Origin of the sequence: Aquincola agrisoli (assembly GCF_036621135.1) — a bacterium.
GTDB lineage: Bacteria > Pseudomonadota > Gammaproteobacteria > Burkholderiales > Burkholderiaceae_C > Aquincola > Aquincola agrisoli.
On record NZ_JAZIBG010000043.1, the window covers coordinates 1 to 18166 of the forward strand.

The 18166-nt window shown below is 71.2% G+C and carries 12 protein-coding genes; 10 read left to right on the forward strand and 2 right to left on the reverse strand.

All coding sequences use genetic code 11. The features are described from left to right. Positions 1-409 precede the first annotated feature (409 nt). A complete protein-coding gene (parC, locus tag V4F39_RS20805; RefSeq protein ID WP_332291843.1) occupies positions 410-2722 on the forward strand; it encodes a DNA topoisomerase IV subunit A in 2313 nt (770 codons plus the stop codon). A 148-nt stretch (positions 2723-2870) separates the two neighbouring features. After that, entirely contained in the window at positions 2871-3530 is a 660-nt protein-coding gene (locus tag V4F39_RS20810; RefSeq protein WP_332291844.1) for a M48 family metalloprotease, read from the forward strand. 16 nt (positions 3531-3546) lie between these two features. On the opposite strand, the gene V4F39_RS20815 is transcribed toward V4F39_RS20810, so the two are convergent. Together V4F39_RS20815 and V4F39_RS20820 are read right to left on the reverse strand one after the other, a co-directional pair. Continuing rightward, entirely contained in the window at positions 3547-4038 is a 492-nt protein-coding gene (locus V4F39_RS20815) for a disulfide bond formation protein B (protein WP_332291845.1), read from the reverse strand. Beyond that, positions 4035-4499 carry a RidA family protein gene (locus tag V4F39_RS20820; RefSeq protein WP_332291846.1) on the reverse strand — a complete coding sequence of 155 codons (465 nt, stop codon included), beginning with the start codon at positions 4497-4499 and terminating at the stop codon, positions 4035-4037. The genes V4F39_RS20815 and V4F39_RS20820 overlap by 4 nt, the downstream gene beginning before the upstream one ends. Before the next feature lie 78 nt (positions 4500-4577). Between V4F39_RS20820 and V4F39_RS20825 the strand changes: the two genes are divergently transcribed. The 8 genes from V4F39_RS20825 to V4F39_RS20860 form a co-directional block, all read left to right on the forward strand. Continuing rightward, positions 4578-7025: a DNA internalization-related competence protein ComEC/Rec2 gene (locus V4F39_RS20825; RefSeq protein ID WP_332291847.1), complete on the forward strand. Its 2448-nt coding sequence runs from the start codon at positions 4578-4580 to the stop codon at positions 7023-7025. Positions 7026-7074: 49 nt separating this feature from the next. After that, positions 7075-10623 carry a transglutaminase family protein gene (locus V4F39_RS20830; protein WP_332291848.1) on the forward strand — a complete coding sequence of 1183 codons (3549 nt, stop codon included), beginning with the start codon at positions 7075-7077 and terminating at the stop codon, positions 10621-10623. 45 nt (positions 10624-10668) lie between these two features. Beyond that, the gene (locus tag V4F39_RS20835) at positions 10669-13206 is read left to right on the forward strand and encodes a circularly permuted type 2 ATP-grasp protein (protein ID WP_332291851.1); all 2538 of its coding nucleotides are present in this window, start codon (positions 10669-10671) and stop codon (positions 13204-13206) included. Continuing rightward, positions 13206-14171: a transglutaminase family protein gene (locus V4F39_RS20840; RefSeq protein WP_332291852.1), complete on the forward strand. Its 966-nt coding sequence runs from the start codon at positions 13206-13208 to the stop codon at positions 14169-14171. The genes V4F39_RS20835 and V4F39_RS20840 overlap by 1 nt, the downstream gene beginning before the upstream one ends. A 53-nt stretch (positions 14172-14224) precedes the next feature. Next, positions 14225-15661, forward strand: coding sequence for a circularly permuted type 2 ATP-grasp protein (locus V4F39_RS20845; protein WP_332291853.1), 1437 nt, complete (start codon positions 14225-14227; stop codon positions 15659-15661). A 15-nt stretch (positions 15662-15676) separates the two neighbouring features. After that, positions 15677-16636 (forward strand): alpha-E domain-containing protein, encoded by a 960-nt coding sequence (locus tag V4F39_RS20850; protein WP_332291855.1) that lies wholly within the window; start codon positions 15677-15679, stop codon positions 16634-16636. Positions 16637-16880: 244 nt separating this feature from the next. Further along, complete coding sequence (locus V4F39_RS20855) at positions 16881-17618, forward strand: T6SS immunity protein Tli3 family protein (protein ID WP_332291856.1); 738 nt, start codon at positions 16881-16883, stop codon at positions 17616-17618. Beyond that, on the forward strand, positions 17615-18166 hold a 552-nt coding region (locus V4F39_RS20860; protein WP_425606891.1), incomplete at its 3' end, for a T6SS effector phospholipase Tle3 domain-containing protein. The genes V4F39_RS20855 and V4F39_RS20860, both read left to right, overlap by 4 nt.

Sequence of the window (18166 nt, forward strand, 5' to 3'; positions counted from 1 at the left end):
CGTGAGGGCCGGGTGCTGGGGAGAGGGCGGCTGCGTGTGAGCGTGCGACCGAGGCGGTCGGCCCGGAGGGCCGACTGCCCTGCGTTGCTCGGTCGCCCGAGGTGGCCGCAGAACTCACTTCGCTCACTGGCGTTCGCTGCGTTCAAACAGGCTGCGGCCAGTCAGATGACGAAGCGCGCTGCGCGCGCACCCCAGGCGCCCTGCGCTACTCGGCGCCTCACACGCAGCCGCCCTCACCCCAGCACTTGCACGCGGGGTGCTGTGGCCACGGGTGTACTCGCTTCGCCTCGTACACCGAGAGGCCACGCGGCGGGTTCTCTGCAAACGGAAGTACGCTGGTGCGCGCCGGCTAACATCCTGCGCGTACCCTTTTTGCTGCAGGCGTGAGCCCCGGCCTTTCCCCGTCTCCATGGACCAGATCGATCTCCTGCCGCCCGCCGAGGGCGGCACGCCCGACGCCATCACGCTCGCGCACTACGCCGAGCAGGCCTACCTCGAATATGCGCTGAGCGTCGTCAAGGGCCGTGCGCTGCCCGATGTCTGCGATGGGCAGAAGCCCGTGCAGCGCCGCATCCTCTATGCCATGGAGCGGATGGGCCTGGCCTTCAACACGGCCGCCGGCCCCAAGCCGGTCAAGAGCGCCCGCGTCGTCGGCGACGTGCTGGGCCGCTTCCATCCGCACGGCGACACCGCGGCCTATGACGCCCTGGTGCGGATGGCGCAGGACTTCTCGCAGCGCTACCCGCTGATCGACGGCCAGGGCAACTTCGGCAGCCGCGACGGCGACGGCGCCGCGGCGATGCGCTACACCGAGGCGCGCCTGGCGCCCATCACCCGGCTGCTGCTCGACGAGATCGACGAGGGCACGGTCGACTTCATCCCCAACTACGACGGCTCCACCGAGGAGCCGCGCCAGCTGCCGGCGCGCCTGCCCTTCGTGCTGCTCAACGGTGCCAGCGGCATCGCCGTGGGCCTCGCGACCGAGGTGCCCAGCCACAACCTGCGCGAAGTGGCCGCTGCCGCGGTGCTGCTGCTGAAGAACGAGCAGGCCGGCGACGACGAGCTGTTCGAGGCGCTGCCCGGCCCCGACTACCCCGGCGGCGGGCAGATCATCAGCAGCCCCGCCGACATCCGCGACGCCTACGCCTCGGGCCGCGGCAGCCTGAAGGTGCGCGCCCGCTGGAAGATCGAGGACCTGGCGCGCGGCCAGTGGCAGATCGTCGTCACCGAGCTGCCGCCGGGCACCAGCGCGCAGAAGGTGCTCGAGGAGATCGAGGAGCTGACCAACCCCAAGGTCAAGGCCGGCAAGAAGGCGCTGAGCACCGAGCAGGTCCAGCTCAAGGCCACGCTGCTGGGCGTGCTCGACGCGGTGCGCGACGAATCGAGCAAGGACGCGGCGGTGCGCCTGGTGTTCGAGCCCAAGAGCCGCACCGTGGGGCAGCAGGAGCTCGTCAATACGCTGCTGGCGCACACCAGCCTGGAGAGCTCCGCGCCGATCAACCTGACGATGGTGGGCGCCGACGGCCGCCCGACGCAGAAGGGCCTGCGCCAGATCCTGCTGGAGTGGATCGGCTTCCGCACGACGACGGTCGACCGCCGCACGCGCCACCGGCTGGCCAAGGTGCTGGACCGCATCCACGTGCTCGAAGGCCGGCAGCTGGTGCTGCTGAACATCGACGAGGTGATCCGCATCATCCGCAACGCCGACGAGCCGAAGGCGGCGCTGATCGAGCGCTTCGCGCTGAGCGACCGGCAGGCCGAGGACATCCTCGAGATCCGGCTGCGCCAGCTCGCGCGGCTCGAGGCCATCAAGATCGAGCAGGAACTGGCCGACAAGCGCGCAGAGCAGAAGCGGCTCGAGGACATCATCGCGAGCCCCGCGGCGCTCAAGCGCACGGTCGTCAAGGAGATCGAGGCCGACGCCAAGGCCTTCGGCGACGAGCGCCGCACGCTGATCCAGGCCGACAAGCGCGCGCAGGCCGAGGTGCGCATCGTCGACGAGCCGGTGACGGTGGTCGTCAGCCTGAAGGGCTGGGTGCGCGCGCTGAAGGGGCACGAGGTCGACCCGGCCACGCTGGCCTTCAAGGCGGGCGACGGGCTGCACGGCACCTTCGCGTGCCGCAGCGTCGATCCGCTGTTGGTCTTCGGCAGCAACGGCCGCGTGTACACCGTGGCCGCCTCGCTGCTGCCCGGCGGCCGCGGCGACGGGGTGCCCATCACCACGCTGATCGAGCTGGAGGCGGGCACCCAGCCTGCCCACTACTTCGCCGGGGCGCCCGACACCACGCTGCTGCTGGCCAACACCGGCGGCTTCGGGCTGATGGCCAAGGTGGCGGACCTGCTGTCGCGACAGCGCGGTGGCAAGAGCTTCCTCACGCTCGACGGCGACGCCAAGGTGCTGCCGCCGGTGCCGGTGCTGCCGGCGCACACGCAGGTCGCGGCGCTAGCCCTCGACGGCCGCCTGCTGGTCTTCGCGCTGGACGAACTCAAGCTGCAGCCGGGCGGCGGCAAGGGCCTGACGCTGATGGACGTGGATGCGGCCTCGCCGCTGGTGTCGGTCGCGGCGCTGGCGCAGTCCGTCACCGTCCACGGCACCGGCCGCGGCGGCAAAGCGAAGGAAGAGGTGCTGAAGGGCGCCGGCCTCGCCGGGCACGTGGGCAAGCGTGCCCGCAAGGGGCGCAAGGTCGACGGCCTGCAGAAGGTGCTGCGCGTGCTGGGCTGACCGTGCTGGGCTGACCGTGCCCGGCACCAAGCGTGTGCAGCCCCGTGCGCCGAGCCGGTGCGCGCACGGTTTTGAGGCGCAGCCTGCACCAGGCATGTCTGTTGCACTGCACAAACCACCGTCGCCGATGCGATGTGGGGAGTGCCCGATGCGGACCGTTTGTCGTTGTCTCCTGCGCTGTGCCGCCGGCTGGGTGGCGGCCTGGATGCTGGCGGGCCCGGCGCGGGGCGCGGACGGCATCGTCGAGGTGCTGGAGCGCTCGCAGGCGCAGCGCCTGCAGTCGATGGTGCCGGTGCCCGACGACGACCCGCGCGCCAAGGTGGTGCGGCGCAGCTTCGAGCGGCTGATCGCGGTGGCCGAGGGGGTGGGGGCGCGGCCGGTGCGGCTGCAGGTCGTCCAGGGGCCGGTGCTGGCGGAGACCTTCCACGGCGAACTGGTCGTGGTCCACGCCGGGTTGGCCGACGTGCCCGAAGGCGAGCGCCTGTTCGTGCTGGCGCACGAGCTCGGCCACGCGGCGCTGGGCCACTGGTGGGCCGTGGGCGCGGTGTACCGCAGCCACATACCGCAGGAAGTGACACAGTCGCGCACCGAGGCCGTGGCCGCGCTGCTGGGCCGCGAGATGTCGGCCCTGTCGCACCGCCACGAACTGGCCGCCGATGCCTATGCGATGAAGGCGCTGGCGCCGCTCGGCTACGGGTTCGAGGCGGCGCTCGCGAGCTTCATGCGGCAGGGCGTGCAGCACGACAGCGCCACCCATCCCGGTACGCGCAAGCGCGTCGCCTCGCTGCGCAGGGTGGAAATGCCCTGACGGCGGTGCGCCGGCTTCAGCGCCGCGCCAGCAGGCGCAGCGCGGCGATCGCGAAAACCGCGAAGAGCCCGAGGCTCCAGAACTCGTAGGGCAGGCCCAGCAGGTTGACCGCCGCATCGGCGCACGAGGCGCGCGCCTGGAAGATTTCCGGCGCCAGGCTGTCGAGGCCCATGCCGCTGACGATGCGGTCGGCCAGCGTCAGGTTGCACGAGGCGGTGGCGGCGGCCACGAAGTGCTGCCACAGCGCCGCCGCGGCGCCGGCGAGCGACAGCAGCAGCACCAGCGCGGCGGCCAGGCCACGCCCTGCGCCGTTGCGCAGCACGAGCCCGAGCACGCAGGCCAGCGCGATGGCCGCGAAGACCACCCGCTGCAGCACGCACCAGGGGCAGGGCTGCATGTCGAACACGTGCTGGGAGACGAGCGCGGCGCCGATCGCCGCGAGCGACGCCAGCAGCATGCCGCCCAGCCACGCGTCGGCGCGGCGGGCCGGCGAGGCGGCCGGCCTCATTCGACTTCGGCGATCAGTTCGATCTCGACGCAGGAGCCGGTCGGGATTTGCGCGACGCCGAAGGCGCTGCGGGCATGCGCGCCCACCGTGGGGCCGAAGACCTCGCCGAACAGTTCGGAGGCGCCGTTGGTCACCAGGTGCTGTTCGGTGAACGACAGCGTGCTGTTGACCAGGCTCATCACCTTGACGATGCGCTTGATGCGGCCGAGGTCGCCGACGGCGGCGTGCAGCGTGCCCATCAGGTCGATGGCGACGCTGCGCGCGGCGGCCTTGCCGTCCTCGGTGGTCATCGTCTCGCCGAGCTTGCCGACCCATGGCCTGCCGTCCTTCTTGGCGGTGTGGCCCGACACGAACACCAGGTTGCCGGTCTGCACGAAGGGCACGTAGGCGGCCGCAGGCACCGCGACGGGCGGCAATGTGATGCCCAGGGATTGGAGGCGGTCGTAGATCGGAGAGGCCATGGCGGAGAAATCCTGCAGGGATGAGCCAAAGCGCGGAATCCTACACCCCGTGCATCGCGCCATGCCTACACTCGGCGCATGGGAGGAGACACGGCGGGGCTTCGGCTCGCCGGGCTGGTAGTCGCATGGCTCGGCGGCGTGGCGCTGCAGACGTCCCAGCCCTCCCTGTGGCCTGCGGCCGCCTATGCCGCGGGCCTGGCGGCGGGCCTCCTCGGCCTGCTCGCCGCGTCGCGGTGGCGGCGCCCGGGCGGCTGGCTGCTGGCCGTGGCGGCGCTGGCCCTGCTGGGGTTCGCGTGGACCGGCTGGCGTGCGCAGCAGGTGCTGGCCGAGGCCCTGCCCGCCGCGCTGGAAGACCAGGACCTCGTGGTCGAGGGCGTGGTCGCCGGCCTGCCGCGCGAGGTGCCGGGCGGCACGCGGTTCCTGTTCGAGGTGGAGGCGGCGCGGCAGTCCGGCCGGCCCGTCGCGGTGCCGCGGCGGCTGTCGATCGGCTGGTACGGCGGCCGCGACGACGGCGACGACGCCGGCCCCGCGATGCCAGCCGCGGCCACCGACCTGCAGGCCGGCGACCGCTGGCGCTTCACGCTGCGGCTGCGGCGGCCGCACGGCGCGCTCAACCCGCACGGCTTCGACCACGAGCTGTGGCTGTTCGAGCAGCGCATCCGCGCCACCGGCAGCCTGCGCGACGGCGCGGTGGTGCCGCCGCAACGCCTGGCGCGGGCCGCCGGCCGGCCCGTCGACCGGCTGCGCCAGCAGGTGCGCGATGCCATCGCGCTGCGGGTGGGCGACGGGCGCACGGCCGGCGTGCTGGCCGCGCTGGCGGTCGGCGACCAGGCAGCCATCGAGCGGGCGGACTGGTCGCTCTTCCGCGCCGTGGGCATCGCGCACCTGATGAGCATCAGCGGCGTGCACGTCACGATGTTCGCCTGGCTGGCCGGGGGCGCCATCGGCGTGCTGTGGCGCCGCAGCCGCCACGCGCTGCGCCTGGCTGCCGCGCCGCGGGCCGCGCGCTGGGGCGGCGTGCTGGCGGCCGCCGCCTACGCGCTGCTGGCCGGCTGGGGCGTGCCGGCGCAGCGCACGGTCTGGATGCTGGCCACGGCGGCGCTGCTGGCCAGCGGCGGCCTGCATTGGCCCGCGCCGCTCGTGCTGCTGGCCGCCGCGGCGGTGGTCACGGTGATGGACCCGTGGGCGCTGCTGCAGCCGGGCTTCTGGCTCTCGTTCGCCGCGGTCGGGCTGCTGATGGCCTCGGGCAGCGGCGCCCAGGCCGATGCCGGACGGCAGGCCGCCCCCGTCGACGACGCGGCGCCGCAGCCGCTGCTGCAGCGCCTGCGGGCGGCACTGCGGGGGGCACTGCACACCCAGGCCATCGCGACGCTCGGGCTGGCACCGCTGACGCTGGTGTTCTTCCAGCAGCTCTCGCCGGTGGGCTTCGTGGCCAACCTGGTGGCCATTCCGCTGGTGACGCTGCTGATCACGCCGTTGGCGGTGGCGGGCATGCTCGTGCCGGCGCTGTGGCCGTTGGCGGCCTGGGCGGTGCAGGCCCTGTCATGGGCGATGGAGGGCCTGGCGGGCCTGCAGCCGGCGGTGTTCACCGCGGCGGCCGCGCCTGAGTGGGCGCAGGGCTGCGGGCTGCTCGGCGGCCTGCTGATGGTCGTGCGGCTGCCCTGGCGGATCCGGTGGCTGGCCGTGCCGCTGGTGCTGCCGCTGCTGTGGCCGCCGGTGCCGCGGCCGGCCGAGGGCCGGTTCGAGGCGGTGGCGGCCGACATCGGGCAGGGCAGCGCGGTGCTGCTGCGCACGCGCAACCGCCTGATGCTCTACGACACCGGCCCGCAGTACTCGCGCGAACGGGATGCGGGCGAGCGGGTGCTGCTGCCGCTGCTGCAGGCCCGCGGCGAGCGCCGCATCGACCTGCTGGTGCTGAGCCACCGCGACACCGACCATGTGGGCGGCGCCGCGGCGCTGATGGCGGGCCTGCCGGTCGCCGGCCTGCTGAGTTCGCTGGAGGACGGCCATCCCCTGCGCGCCGGCGCGGTGCCTCACACCCGCTGCGCCGCCGGCCAGGGCTGGCGCTGGGACGGCGTGCGCTTCGAGGTGCTGCACCCGGACGAGGCCGGCTACGGCCGCGCCGCCCGGCCCAACGCGCGCAGCTGCGTGCTGCGCGTGGAGGATGCCGAGGGGCGCAGCCTGCTGCTGGCGGGCGACATCGAGGCCGCGCAGGAGGCCGCCCTCGTCGCGGCGATGCCGCAGCGCCTGCGCAGCGACGTGCTGCTGGCGCCCCACCACGGGAGCAAGACCTCGTCGACCGAGGCCTTCGTCGCCGCCGTGGCGCCCCGGACGGTGGTGGTGCAGGCCGGCTACCGCAACCGCTTCGGGCATCCGCACCCCGCCGTGCTCTCTCGCTACGAACGCCATGGCGTGGCGGTGGTGCGCAGCGATACTTGCGGCGCCTGGACATGGCGCGACGGCGCCATGTCGTGCGAACGCGCAACGGCGCGGCGCTACTGGCATGCCGCCGTGCCACCCCCGTGATGGCGTGGAAGTTGCATCGGACAACGCGTCAGACCCTAAGGAATCGTTCGTGGCCATTCACGTTGCACTCAACCACGTCACGCGCTATCGCTACGACCGCCGCGTCGGCCTGTCGCCCCAGGTCGTCCGGCTGCGTCCCGCACCCCACTGCCGGACGCCCATCCTCAGCTATTCGCTGCGCGTGGAGCCGGCGGAGCACTTCATCAACTGGCAGCAGGACCCGTTCTCCAACTACCTGGCACGGCTGGTCTTCCCGGAGAAGACCACCGAGTTCACCATCACGGTCGACCTGGTCGCCGAGATGGCGGTCTACAACCCGTTCGACTTCTTCCTCGAGCCCGAGGCCGAGAACTTCCCCTTCGCCTATGCCGAAGGCCTGAAGCACGACCTGGCGCCCTACCTCTCCAAGGCCGAGCTGACGCCGCGCTTCAAGGCGCTGGTCGACAGCATCCCGCGCACCGAGCAGCGCACCATCGACTTCCTCGTCGGCATCAACCAGCGCCTGCAGCAGGACATTCGCTACCTGGTGCGCATGGAGCCCGGCGTGCAGACGCCGGAAGAGACGCTCGCCAACGCCAGCGGCTCGTGCCGCGACACCGGCTGGCTGCTGGTGCAGGTGCTGCGCCACATGGGCCTGGCCGCGCGCTTCGTCTCGGGCTACCTGATCCAGCTCAAGCCCGACGTGAAGTCGCTCGACGGCCCGAGCGGCACCGAGGTCGACTTCACCGACCTGCACGCGTGGTGCGAGGTTTACCTGCCCGGCGCCGGATGGATCGGGCTCGATCCCACGTCGGGGCTGATGGCCGGCGAGGGCCACATCCCGGTGGCCTGCACGCCCGAGCCGTCGAGCGCCGCGCCGGTGGAAGGCGCGGTCGACGAGTGCGAGGTGACCTTCGAGCACCACATGGGCATCACGCGCATCTACGAATCGCCGCGCGTGACCATGCCGTACACCGAGGAACAGTGGCAGTCCGTCGTGGCGCTCGGCCACGAGGTCGACCACCAGCTCTCGGCCGGCGACGTGCGGCTGACCATGGGCGGCGAGCCCACCTTCGTCTCGGTGGACGACCGCGACGGTGCCGAATGGAACACCGACGCCCTGGGCCCCACCAAGCGCGGCCTGGCGCAGGGCCTCACGCACAAGCTGCGCGACCGCTACGGCGCCGGCGGCTTCCTGCATTTCGGCCAGGGCAAATGGTACCCGGGCGAGCAGCTGCCGCGCTGGGCGCTGTCGATCTGCTGGCGGGCCGACGGCCAGCCCTGCTGGAACGACCCGAGCCTCTTCGCCGACGAGCGCGAGCAGTACCACTACACCAGCGACGACGCCAAGGCCTTCACCTACACCCTGGCGAAGAAGCTGGGCCTGGAAGACAAGTGGATCCAGCCGGGCTTCGAGGACGTCTGGTACTACCTCTGGCGCGAACGCCGCCTGCCGGTCAACGTCGACCCCTTCGATTCTCGGCTCGACGACGAACTGGAACGTGCCCGCCTGCGCCGCGTGTTCGACCAGGGCCTGGAAACCACCGTCGGCTACCTGCTGCCGCTCAAGCGCAACGAGTCGCCGGCCGTCGGGGGCCCGCGCTGGATCACCGGCCCGTGGTTCTTCCGCGACGAGCGCATGTACCTGATCCCGGGCGATTCGCCGATGGGCTACCGGCTGCCGCTCGATTCGCTGCCCTGGGTGAAGAAGGGCGACTATCCCTACCTGATCGAGCAGGACCCGTTCGCGCCGAGGGCGCCGCTGCCTTCGGCGGCCGCGCTGCGGGCGCAGTTCCCGCTGGGTTCGCCGGCCGGCGCGGCGGGCGGGGCCGCCGGCCAGGGCGTGCTGCCCGGCATGGCGCCGTGGAACGAGGCCGGCCCTGCCGGGGCGGCGATCGTCTTCGGCATGGGCGCTGGCGAGGCGGCGGCCGCGGCGGGCGAGGGCCCGGCCGGCGAAGGGGACGGCGACGCCGCCGCCCGTGCGCTGGCCGCGTCGAGCCCCGACGAGCGGTACCCGCGGCGCTTCGAATCGGCCGGCTGGATCACCCGCACCGGCCTGTGCGTGGAGGTGCGCGATCCGCAGCGCGCCAATGGCCCCAAGGCCGAGGCGCTGGCCAAGCACAAGAGCGGCGTGCTCTACGTCTTCATGCCGCCGCTGGCCGTGCTGGAGGACTACCTGGAGCTGGTGGCGGCCGTCGAGGCCACCGCGGCCGAGCTGCGCATGAAGATCGTGATGGAGGGCTACCCGCCGCCGCGCGACCCGCGCCTGAAGCTGCTGCAGGTCACGCCCGACCCCGGTGTCATCGAGGTCAACATCCACCCGGCGCACGACTGGAACGAGCTGGTCGACCACACCGAGTTCCTGTACCAGGCGGCGCACGAGTCGCGCCTGTCGACCGAGAAGTTCATGGTCGACGGCCGCCACACCGGCACCGGCGGCGGCAACCACTTCGTGCTGGGCGGCGCCACGCCGGCCGACAGCCCCTTCCTGCGCCGGCCCGACCTGCTGCCCAGCCTGCTGACCTTCTGGCACAACCATCCGAGCCTGTCGTACCTGTTCTCCGGCCTCTTCATCGGCCCGACCAGCCAGTCGCCGCGCTTCGACGAGGCGCGGGACGACCAGGTGTACGAGGTCGAGATCGCGATGAAGGAGATCGAGCGGCAGATCAACCTCTACGGCCATTGCCCGCCGTGGCTGATCGACCGGATGCTGCGCAACGTGCTGATCGACGTGACGGGCAACACGCACCGTTCGGAGTTCTGCATCGACAAGCTCTACTCGCCCGACGGGCCCACCGGCCGGCTCGGCCTGCTGGAGCTGCGTGCGTTCGAGATGCCGCCGCACGCACGCATGAGCCTGGTGCAGCAGCTGCTGCTGCGCGCGCTGCTGGCGTGGTTCTGGAAGGAGCCCTACCGCGGCAACGGCTCGACGCGCCTCACGCGCTGGGGCACCGGCCTGCACGACCGCTTCCTGCTGCCGACCTTCGTGCAGCAGGACTTCGACGACGTGATCGCCGAGCTGAACCATGCCGGCTTCGCGTTCGACGCGGCCTGGTTTGCGCCGCACTTCGAGTTCCGCTTCCCGCTGGTCGGCCACGTGGCCACGCAGGGCATCGAGCTGACGCTGCGCAACGCGCTGGAGCCCTGGCACGTGATGGGCGAGGAGGGGGCGCCCGGCGGCACCGTGCGCTATGTCGATTCGTCCCTGGAGCGGCTGGAGGTCAAGGTCACCGGCCTCAACGACAACCGGCATGTCGTCACCGTCAACAGCCACGCGCTGCCGCTGCAGCCCACCGGGCGCATCGGCGAGTTCGTCTGCGGCGTGCGCTACCGCGCATGGCAGCCGCCCTCGGCGCTGCACCCCACCATCGGCGTGCATGCGCCGCTCGCCTTCGACATCGTGGACAACTGGCTCAGCCGCTCGATCGGCGGCTGCCGCTACCACGTGGCGCATCCGGGCGGCCGCAACTACGACACCTTCCCGATCAACGCCTACGAGGCTGAGAGCCGGCGGCTGGCGCGCTTCTTCGCCAACGGCCACACGCCGGGCACGATGAAGGTCGCGCCGGCGCAGCCAAGCCGGGAATTCCCATTCACGCTCGACCTGCGCCTGGGGTAACGTCGCTGGCATGTACCGTGAAATGCTAGAAATGTGAGTGTTCTGTTGCCTTCCCACCGGGCCCCGACGCCGCCGCTGGGGTTGCTGGCGCAGCTGGAACTGCCCGACCCCGACAGCTACGACGAACTGCGTGCTGCCGACGGCAGCCTGCGGCCCGCCTGGCAGCACTTCCTGCGCTGGCTGCCGCCCGGCGAATCGCCGGCCGATTTCGATCGCCGGCTGGAGCTGATCGGCCAGCAGATCCGCGTCGACGGCGTGACCCACAACGTCTACGACGGGGAGGGCGGCGCGGCGCGGCCATGGTCGCTCGAACTGCTGCCCCTGCTGATCGAGCCGGCCGACTGGGCGGTGATCGAGCGCGGCATCACGCAGCGGGCCCGCCTGCTCGACACGATGATGGCCGACGTCTACGGCCCGCAGACCCTGCTCGCCGAATCGCTGCTGCCGCCGGCGCTGCTGTACCGGCACCCCGGCTACCTGCGGCCGCTGCACGGCGTGCGTCCGCCGGGCGGGCTGCACCTGCACATCGCGGCGTTCGACCTCGCGCGCAGCGCCGACGGCACCTGGTGGGTGATCTCCCAGCGCACGCAGGGGCCCTCCGGGCTGGGCTACGTGCTGCACAACCGGCTGATCATCTCGCGCCTGTTCCCGGAGGCCTTCCGCGAGATGCGCGTGCAGCACATCGCCTCGAGCTACCGCCGCCTGCTCGACACCGTCGAGTCCCAGGCGCGCGAGGTGGCCGGCGGCACGCCGCGCGTGGTGCTGCTCACCTCCGGCCCCTACAACGAGACCTACTTCGAGCACGCCTACCTGGCGCGCTACCTGGGGGTGCCGCTGGTCGAGGGCAGCGACCTCACCGTGCGTGCCGACCGGCTCTACCTGCGCACGGTCGCCGGCCTGGAGCCGGTGCACGGCGTGCTGCGCCGGCTCGACGACGACTTCTGCGACCCGCTCGAGCTGCGGCCCGACTCCACGCTCGGCGTGCCCGGCCTGCTGCAGGCCGTGCGCGCCGGCAACGTCGTGGTGGCCAACGCGCTGGGCAGCGGCTTCCTGGAGTCGCCCGCCATCCAGGGCTTCCTGCCGGCCATCTCGCGCCGCCTGCTCGGCGAGGAGCTGGCGATGCCATCGCTGCCGTCCTGGTGGTGCGGCGAGGCCGCGGCCTTCGACGCGGTGCGGCCCGACCTCGCCGAATGCGTGATCCGGCCGGCGTTTCCGGCGCCCGGGCAGCCGCGGGCCACCCTGCCGGGCGAGGCGCGCGTGGCCGAATGGATCGAGCGCATCGAGTCCGACCCGGATGCCTGGATGGCGCAGGGCCGGCTGCTGCTGGCGCGCACGCCGCTGTGGCGCGATGGCGCGCCCAAGGCCGGCGCCGCGATGCTGCGCGTCTACGCGATCGCCGATACGCAGCGGCGCTGGCACCTGCTGCCCGGCGGCATGACCCGCGTGGCCACGCGCTCGCCGCTGTCGGTGTCGATGCAGCACGGCGGCTCGAGCCTCGACACCTGGGTGGTGACCGATGGGCCGGTCGACACCTTCTCGATGCTGCCGCAGCGCCTGCGCGTCGACGACATCGCCACGCGGCGGCGGCCGGTCTCCAGCCGCACCGCCGAAAACCTCTTCTGGCTCGGCCGCTACACCGAGCGCACCGAGCAGGCGGTGCGCCTGGCGCGCGCGCTGCTCAACATGATCGACGCCGACAGCGACCCACCGCCGCAGGTGCTGGACGCGTTGTGCGCGCTGGCCATCTACAACGGCCTGGCCGCGCCCGGCACCCCCAGCGCGACGCGGGCGCCGCAGCTCTTCGAGCGCAGCGTGCTGGCGGCGCTGGCGTCGGGTGCGCGCAAGCGCAACCTCGCGAGCATCGCGCGCCACATCGCATCGCTCGAGTACGCCGCCAGCGCGCTGCGCGACCGGCTCTCGCCCGAGCAGGCCAACCTGCTGCGGCACATGGGCGAGGAGTTCAACGCGCAGTTCGCGCCCCATGGCACGCAGGTGCCGACCGTCGCCCAGGCGATGCCCGCGCTCGACCGGCTGACGGTGCAGCTCGCCGCCGTCACCGGCACGCAGACCGACCGCATGACCCGCGACCACGGCTGGCGCCTGCTCACCGTGGGCCGCCTGATCGAGCGGCTGACCGGCATCGCCCACACGATGCGCACGCTGCTCGACCACGATGCGCTGCGCAGCGCGGCTGGCATCGACCTGGTGCTGGAGCTGTTCGACAGCACGATCACCTTCCGCTCGCGCTACCAGCGCCACGAGGACCTGCTGGCGCTCGTCGACCTGCTGGTGCTCGACGATGCGAACCCCCGTGCCTTCGCCGGCACGCTGCGCCGGCTGCGCACCGAGCTCGGCAAGCTGCCGGGCACCGCGGCCGCGCTGGCCTCGCTGCGCGAGCGGCTGCCGGCCGAAGGCGCCGGCATCGCGCTCGACGACCTGCGCGATCTCGACGACGATGCCGTGCAGGCGCAGGTCTCGGCCCTGGCCGAGCGGCTGCTGCAGGCCGGCCTGCGGCTGTCCGACGACGTCGGTCAGCGCTACTTCGCCCATGCCGAGGGCGGCGACCGGCTGCAGCGCGTGTGATGGCCGACCGCGATCCGCCCGCCGCCACCCGCCTGCAGGTCGAGCACGTCACGCGCTACCACTACGGCGCCCCGGTGGACACCGCGCAGCACGAGGCCTTCCTGCGGCCCGTCGAAGACGAGTTCCAGAAGGTCGAGGCCTTCGAGATGGGGGTGGACCCCGAGCCGCTGCACCACAGCACCGGCCGCGACCGCTACGGCAACCACCGCACCTTCTTCACCGTCAGCGGCGCGCACCGCTGCCTGGAGGTCTGGGCCCGCAGCCGCGTGAAGGCGCTGCCTCGCGACCACGGCCGGCGCGCGCCCGCGTCGTTGCCCTGGGAGGCGGTGCGCGCCCGCCTGCGTTATGCCGCGCGGGCCGCCTACGAGCCGGCCAGCGAGTTCGCGGTCGCATCGCCCTACGTGCCGCGCCTGGCCGAACTCGCCGCGTTCGCCGCGCCCTCGCTGGCGCCGGGCCAGCCGGTCGGGGTGTGTGCGATCGACCTGATGCACCGCGTGCATGCCGGGTTCGTCTACGAGAGCGCCAGCACGACCATCGACACCCCGCTGGCCACGGTGCTGGCCGAACGCCGCGGCGTGTGCCAGGACTTCGCGCACCTGATGATCGGGGCGCTGCGCATGCATGGCCTGGCGGCGCGCTACGTCAGCGGCTACCTGCTGACGACGCCGCCGGACGCCGACGCTGAAGCAGAGGCCGGCGAAGCGCCGGCCCGGCCCGCCGTCCAAGGCGTGCCCCGGTTCATCGGCGCCGACGCCTCGCATGCCTGGGTGGCCGTGTGGTGCCCCACCGCCGACGACGGCTTCTGGCTGGAACTGGATCCGACGAACGACATGCTGCCGGCCACCGACCACGTGCGGCTGGCCTACGGGCGCGACTTCGGCGACGTGACGCCCCTGCGCGGCGTGATCCGCGGCGGCGGCGACCACGCGCTGGAGGTCGGCGTGACGACGGAGCGCCTGGCATGAAGCCGCGGTTTTTGGGCCTGGAAGTTGCTAAAGGCTCGTAAAGAGGAGATCGAATGAAGACGGCCTATGACGAGATGCAGGTCAACGCCAGCGAGGTCCGCGAGCACTACCGGACCTACCAGAACTGGCTGAAGCAGCAGCCGAGCGACGTCATGCGCTCGCGCCGAGAAGAAGCGGAAGTCATCTTCCGCCGCGTCGGCATCACGTTCGCGGTGTACGGCGCCAAGGACGAGGACGGCTCGGGCACCGAGCGGCTGATCCCGTTCGACCTGATCCCGCGCATCATCCCCAGCGGCGAATGGCGCGAGATGGAGAAGGGGCTGCGCCAGCGGGTCAACGCGCTCAACCGCTTCATCCACGACGTCTACCATGACCAGGAGATCATCAAGGCCGGCATCGTGCCGCGCGAGCAGATCGTCAACAACGCGCAGTTCCGGCCCGAGATGATGGGCGTCAACGTGCCGGGCGACGTGTACTCGCACATCTCCGGCATCGACATCGTGCGCGCCGGCAATGCCGACGGCACCGGCACCTATTACGTGCTGGAAGACAACCTGCGCGTGCCCAGCGGCGTGAGTTACATGCTCGAGAACCGCAAGATGATGATGCGGCTCTTCCCCGAGCTGTTCAGCCAGCACCGCGTGGCGCCGGTGGCGCACTACCCCGACCTCCTGCTCGACACCCTGCGCGCGGTGTCGCCGTCGGGCGTGAACGATCCCACGGTGGTGGTGCTGTCGCCCGGCATGTACAACAGCGCGTACTTCGAGCACGCCTTCCTCGCGCAGCAGATGGGCGTGGAGCTGGTCGAGGGCAAGGACCTCTTCGTCGACGACGGCTTCGTCTTCATGCGCACGACGCAGGGCCCGAAGCGCGTCGACGTGATCTACCGCCGCGTGGACGACGACTTCCTCGACCCCAAGGCCTTCCGCCCCGACTCGACGCTGGGCTGCGCCGGCCTGCTCGACGTCTACCGCGCCGGCAACATCACGCTGAGCAACGCCATCGGCACCGGCGTGGCCGACGACAAGTCGATCTACCCGTACGTGCCGAAGATGATCGAGTTCTACCTCGGCGAGAAGCCCATCCTGCAGAACGTGCCCACCCACCTCGGCCGCGAGGCCGAGGGCTTGAAGTACATGCTGGACCACATGGGCGAGTTGGTGGTGAAGGAGGTGCACGGCGCGGGCGGCTACGGCATGCTGATCGGCCCGGCCGCGACGCAGGCGGAGATCGCCGAGTTCAAGAAGGTCGTCGAGGCCAATCCCAGCAACTACATCGCGCAGCCGACGCTGTCGCTGTCGAGCTGCCCGACCTTCGTCGAATCGGGCATCGCGCCGCGCCACATCGACCTGCGGCCGTTCGTGCTCTCCGGCAAGACGGTGCAGATGGTGCCGGGCGGACTGACGCGCGTCGCGTTGAAGGAAGGCTCCCTCGTCGTCAACTCGTCGCAGGGCGGGGGCACGAAGGACACCTGGGTGCTCGAGGCTTGATGAGGGAGACGACACATGCTGTCTAGAACCGCCGATCACCTGTTCTGGATGGCCCGCTACATGGAGCGGGCCGAGAACACCGCGCGCATGCTCGACGTGAACTACCAGACCTCGCTGCTGCCGCAGTCGGCCGAGGAGGCCGACCAGGGCTGGCGCGGCCTGCTGAGCATCAGCGAGCTGACCTGGGGCTTCAACCAGCACTACAAGGAGCTGAACGCGCGCAACGTCATGGACTTCATGGTCCGCGACGAGGCCAACTTCTCGAGCATCGTGTCGTGCCTGCGCGCCGCGCGCGAGAACGCACGGGCCGTGCGGGGCGCGCTCACCACGGAGGTCTGGGAGACGCAGAACCAGACCTGGCTCGAATTCAACCGGATGCTCAAGTCCACCGACTTCCACCGCGACCCGAGCGCGCTGTTCGAGTGGGTGAAGTTCCGCTCGCACCTCTCCCGCGGCGTGACGGTGGGCACCATGCTGCAGGACGAGGCGCTGCACTTCCTGCGCATCGGCACCTTCCTCGAACGCGCCGACAACACCGCGCGGCTGCTCGACGTGAAGTTCCAGTCGCTGGCCGGCGACTTCTTCGGCAGCAATGCCAAGGAGGCTCAGGAGGTCGACTTCTATCACTGGAGCGCCGTGCTGCGCTCGGTCTCCGGCTTCGAGGTCTACCGCAAGGTCTACCGCAACGTCATTCGGCCCGAGAAGGTGGCCGAGCTGCTGATCCTGCGCGAGGACATGCCGCGCTCGCTGGTGGCCTGCATGCAGGAGGTGGTGGGCAACCTGCAGATGGTGGCCAACGACCAGAGCCGCGAAACGCTGCGCCGCGCCGGCCGCATCCGCGCCGACCTGCAGTACGGCCGCATCGACGAGATCCTCGCGACCGGCCTGCATGCGTACCTCACCCAGTTCCTCGACCGCGTGGGCGACCTGGGCGTGGGCATCAGCCGGGACTTCCTGGTGCCGGTGGCGGCGTAGGCCGGCGCGCGGGGGACGATCGCGCGGCAGCCCGGGAGGGCGCGCCGCAGCGAAGCGCCGGGCGAGGGCGGGCCGGCTGACAATCCCCCTTGACCGGCGCACGGCACGTGTGCAATGTCGGCAGCCTTGAGCGAAGCCATCCTGCTGCGGTTGCAGCGGCGATGCGGCCTCGAATGCAGTAGCAGTACGCCACCAGGCAGTACCTCTTCCATTCGCGACCTGCCTGCCCTGCGGGGCCATCGCCATGCCAGGAACCGATCGCCTCGTCATTGCCTTCCTGCCACCGGCCCGAACCGGCGGCGTGCGGCGACGATGCCGCGGGGTGGCCATGGCGCTGGCCGCTGCCCTGCTGCCAGGCTGTGCCTTGCTGGGCCATGGCGAGCTGCAGAACCTGCCGGACTGGGACACCTTCCCGCGGGCGCCGAAGCAGATCGTCTATCGGTTCGACGAGCACCGCTACATCGAGAACGATCCCGCTGGCGGCTTTGTCTCCCCTTGCCAGGGCGAGCTGTACTACGTCGACGAGAAGCTGGGCATCCGCACCTACTTCTCCGTCAACACCCAGGGCAACCCCGGCGGCCGATTCAAGGTCGACTCCCCCTACGTCGTCGTGCGCGCCGAGAAGATCGTCAAGATCTCTTTCGACCAGGGTCGAACCTTCGCCGTTCTGGACGTGCCCTACAGCGGAGACTTGGTCGTGACAGGCACCGCAGTGTTTCGGGGCTGGTACGGCAAATGGAGCCGGTACGAGTTCGATCCTCACGCGGCACCAAGAATCATCAGCGTCGGCCCGAACTTCAACTACCCGTTGGTGAGCGTGCAAGGGTCGCCAGCCTATTCCCCCGAAGCGAAATCCGCCGCCGAAGCGAAGCTCATGGAGCCTGGACCAGGCAGCACCGAGTTCGTCTGCCGCTCCGACTTGCCCTGGCGCCCTTCAGTCAAGAGGGAGCGCGAGATGCAGCAACGAGGCGTGCAGCCATGAAGATCCGTCGCTTCGCCGAGAAGGCCGAGTCAGTGTCCGGCGTCGAATTGCTGCACAAGTATTCACCCACCCACTACGGCACCGATGAGACAGGCAAGCCGGCCTGCATCGTCCACAACCCAATCCCTTGCACCATCCTCTTCGTTCATGGCGTTAACAGTGAAGGCGAGTGGTACAACGCGGCGGAAACCTTGATATGCGCGGGACTGAATGACCGCCTGGGTAGACACACCTCGCGTGTGGCACTCGAAGCCGTAGACAGGTCGCCGTACGAATATCCGCGCGCAGGGGATCAGGTCCTCAAGAACCACCGCCCTCGCTTCGACCCCACCCAGGACGCCGCGGCCGACCCCTACGTCGCGAACTTCCATTCCCCGGTCATCCGCTTCTACTGGGGCTACAAAGCCCCCCAGGGCGACTTCCTCAAGCCGTCCTACGTCGACGACGCCGGCCCGAAGGCCCGGCGCACCACCGCGCTGCGCCGCTTCCCCGTCGCGCTCGACGAGGACGATGCCTGGGGGGGCGGGCCGTTCCAGAACGGCACCAGC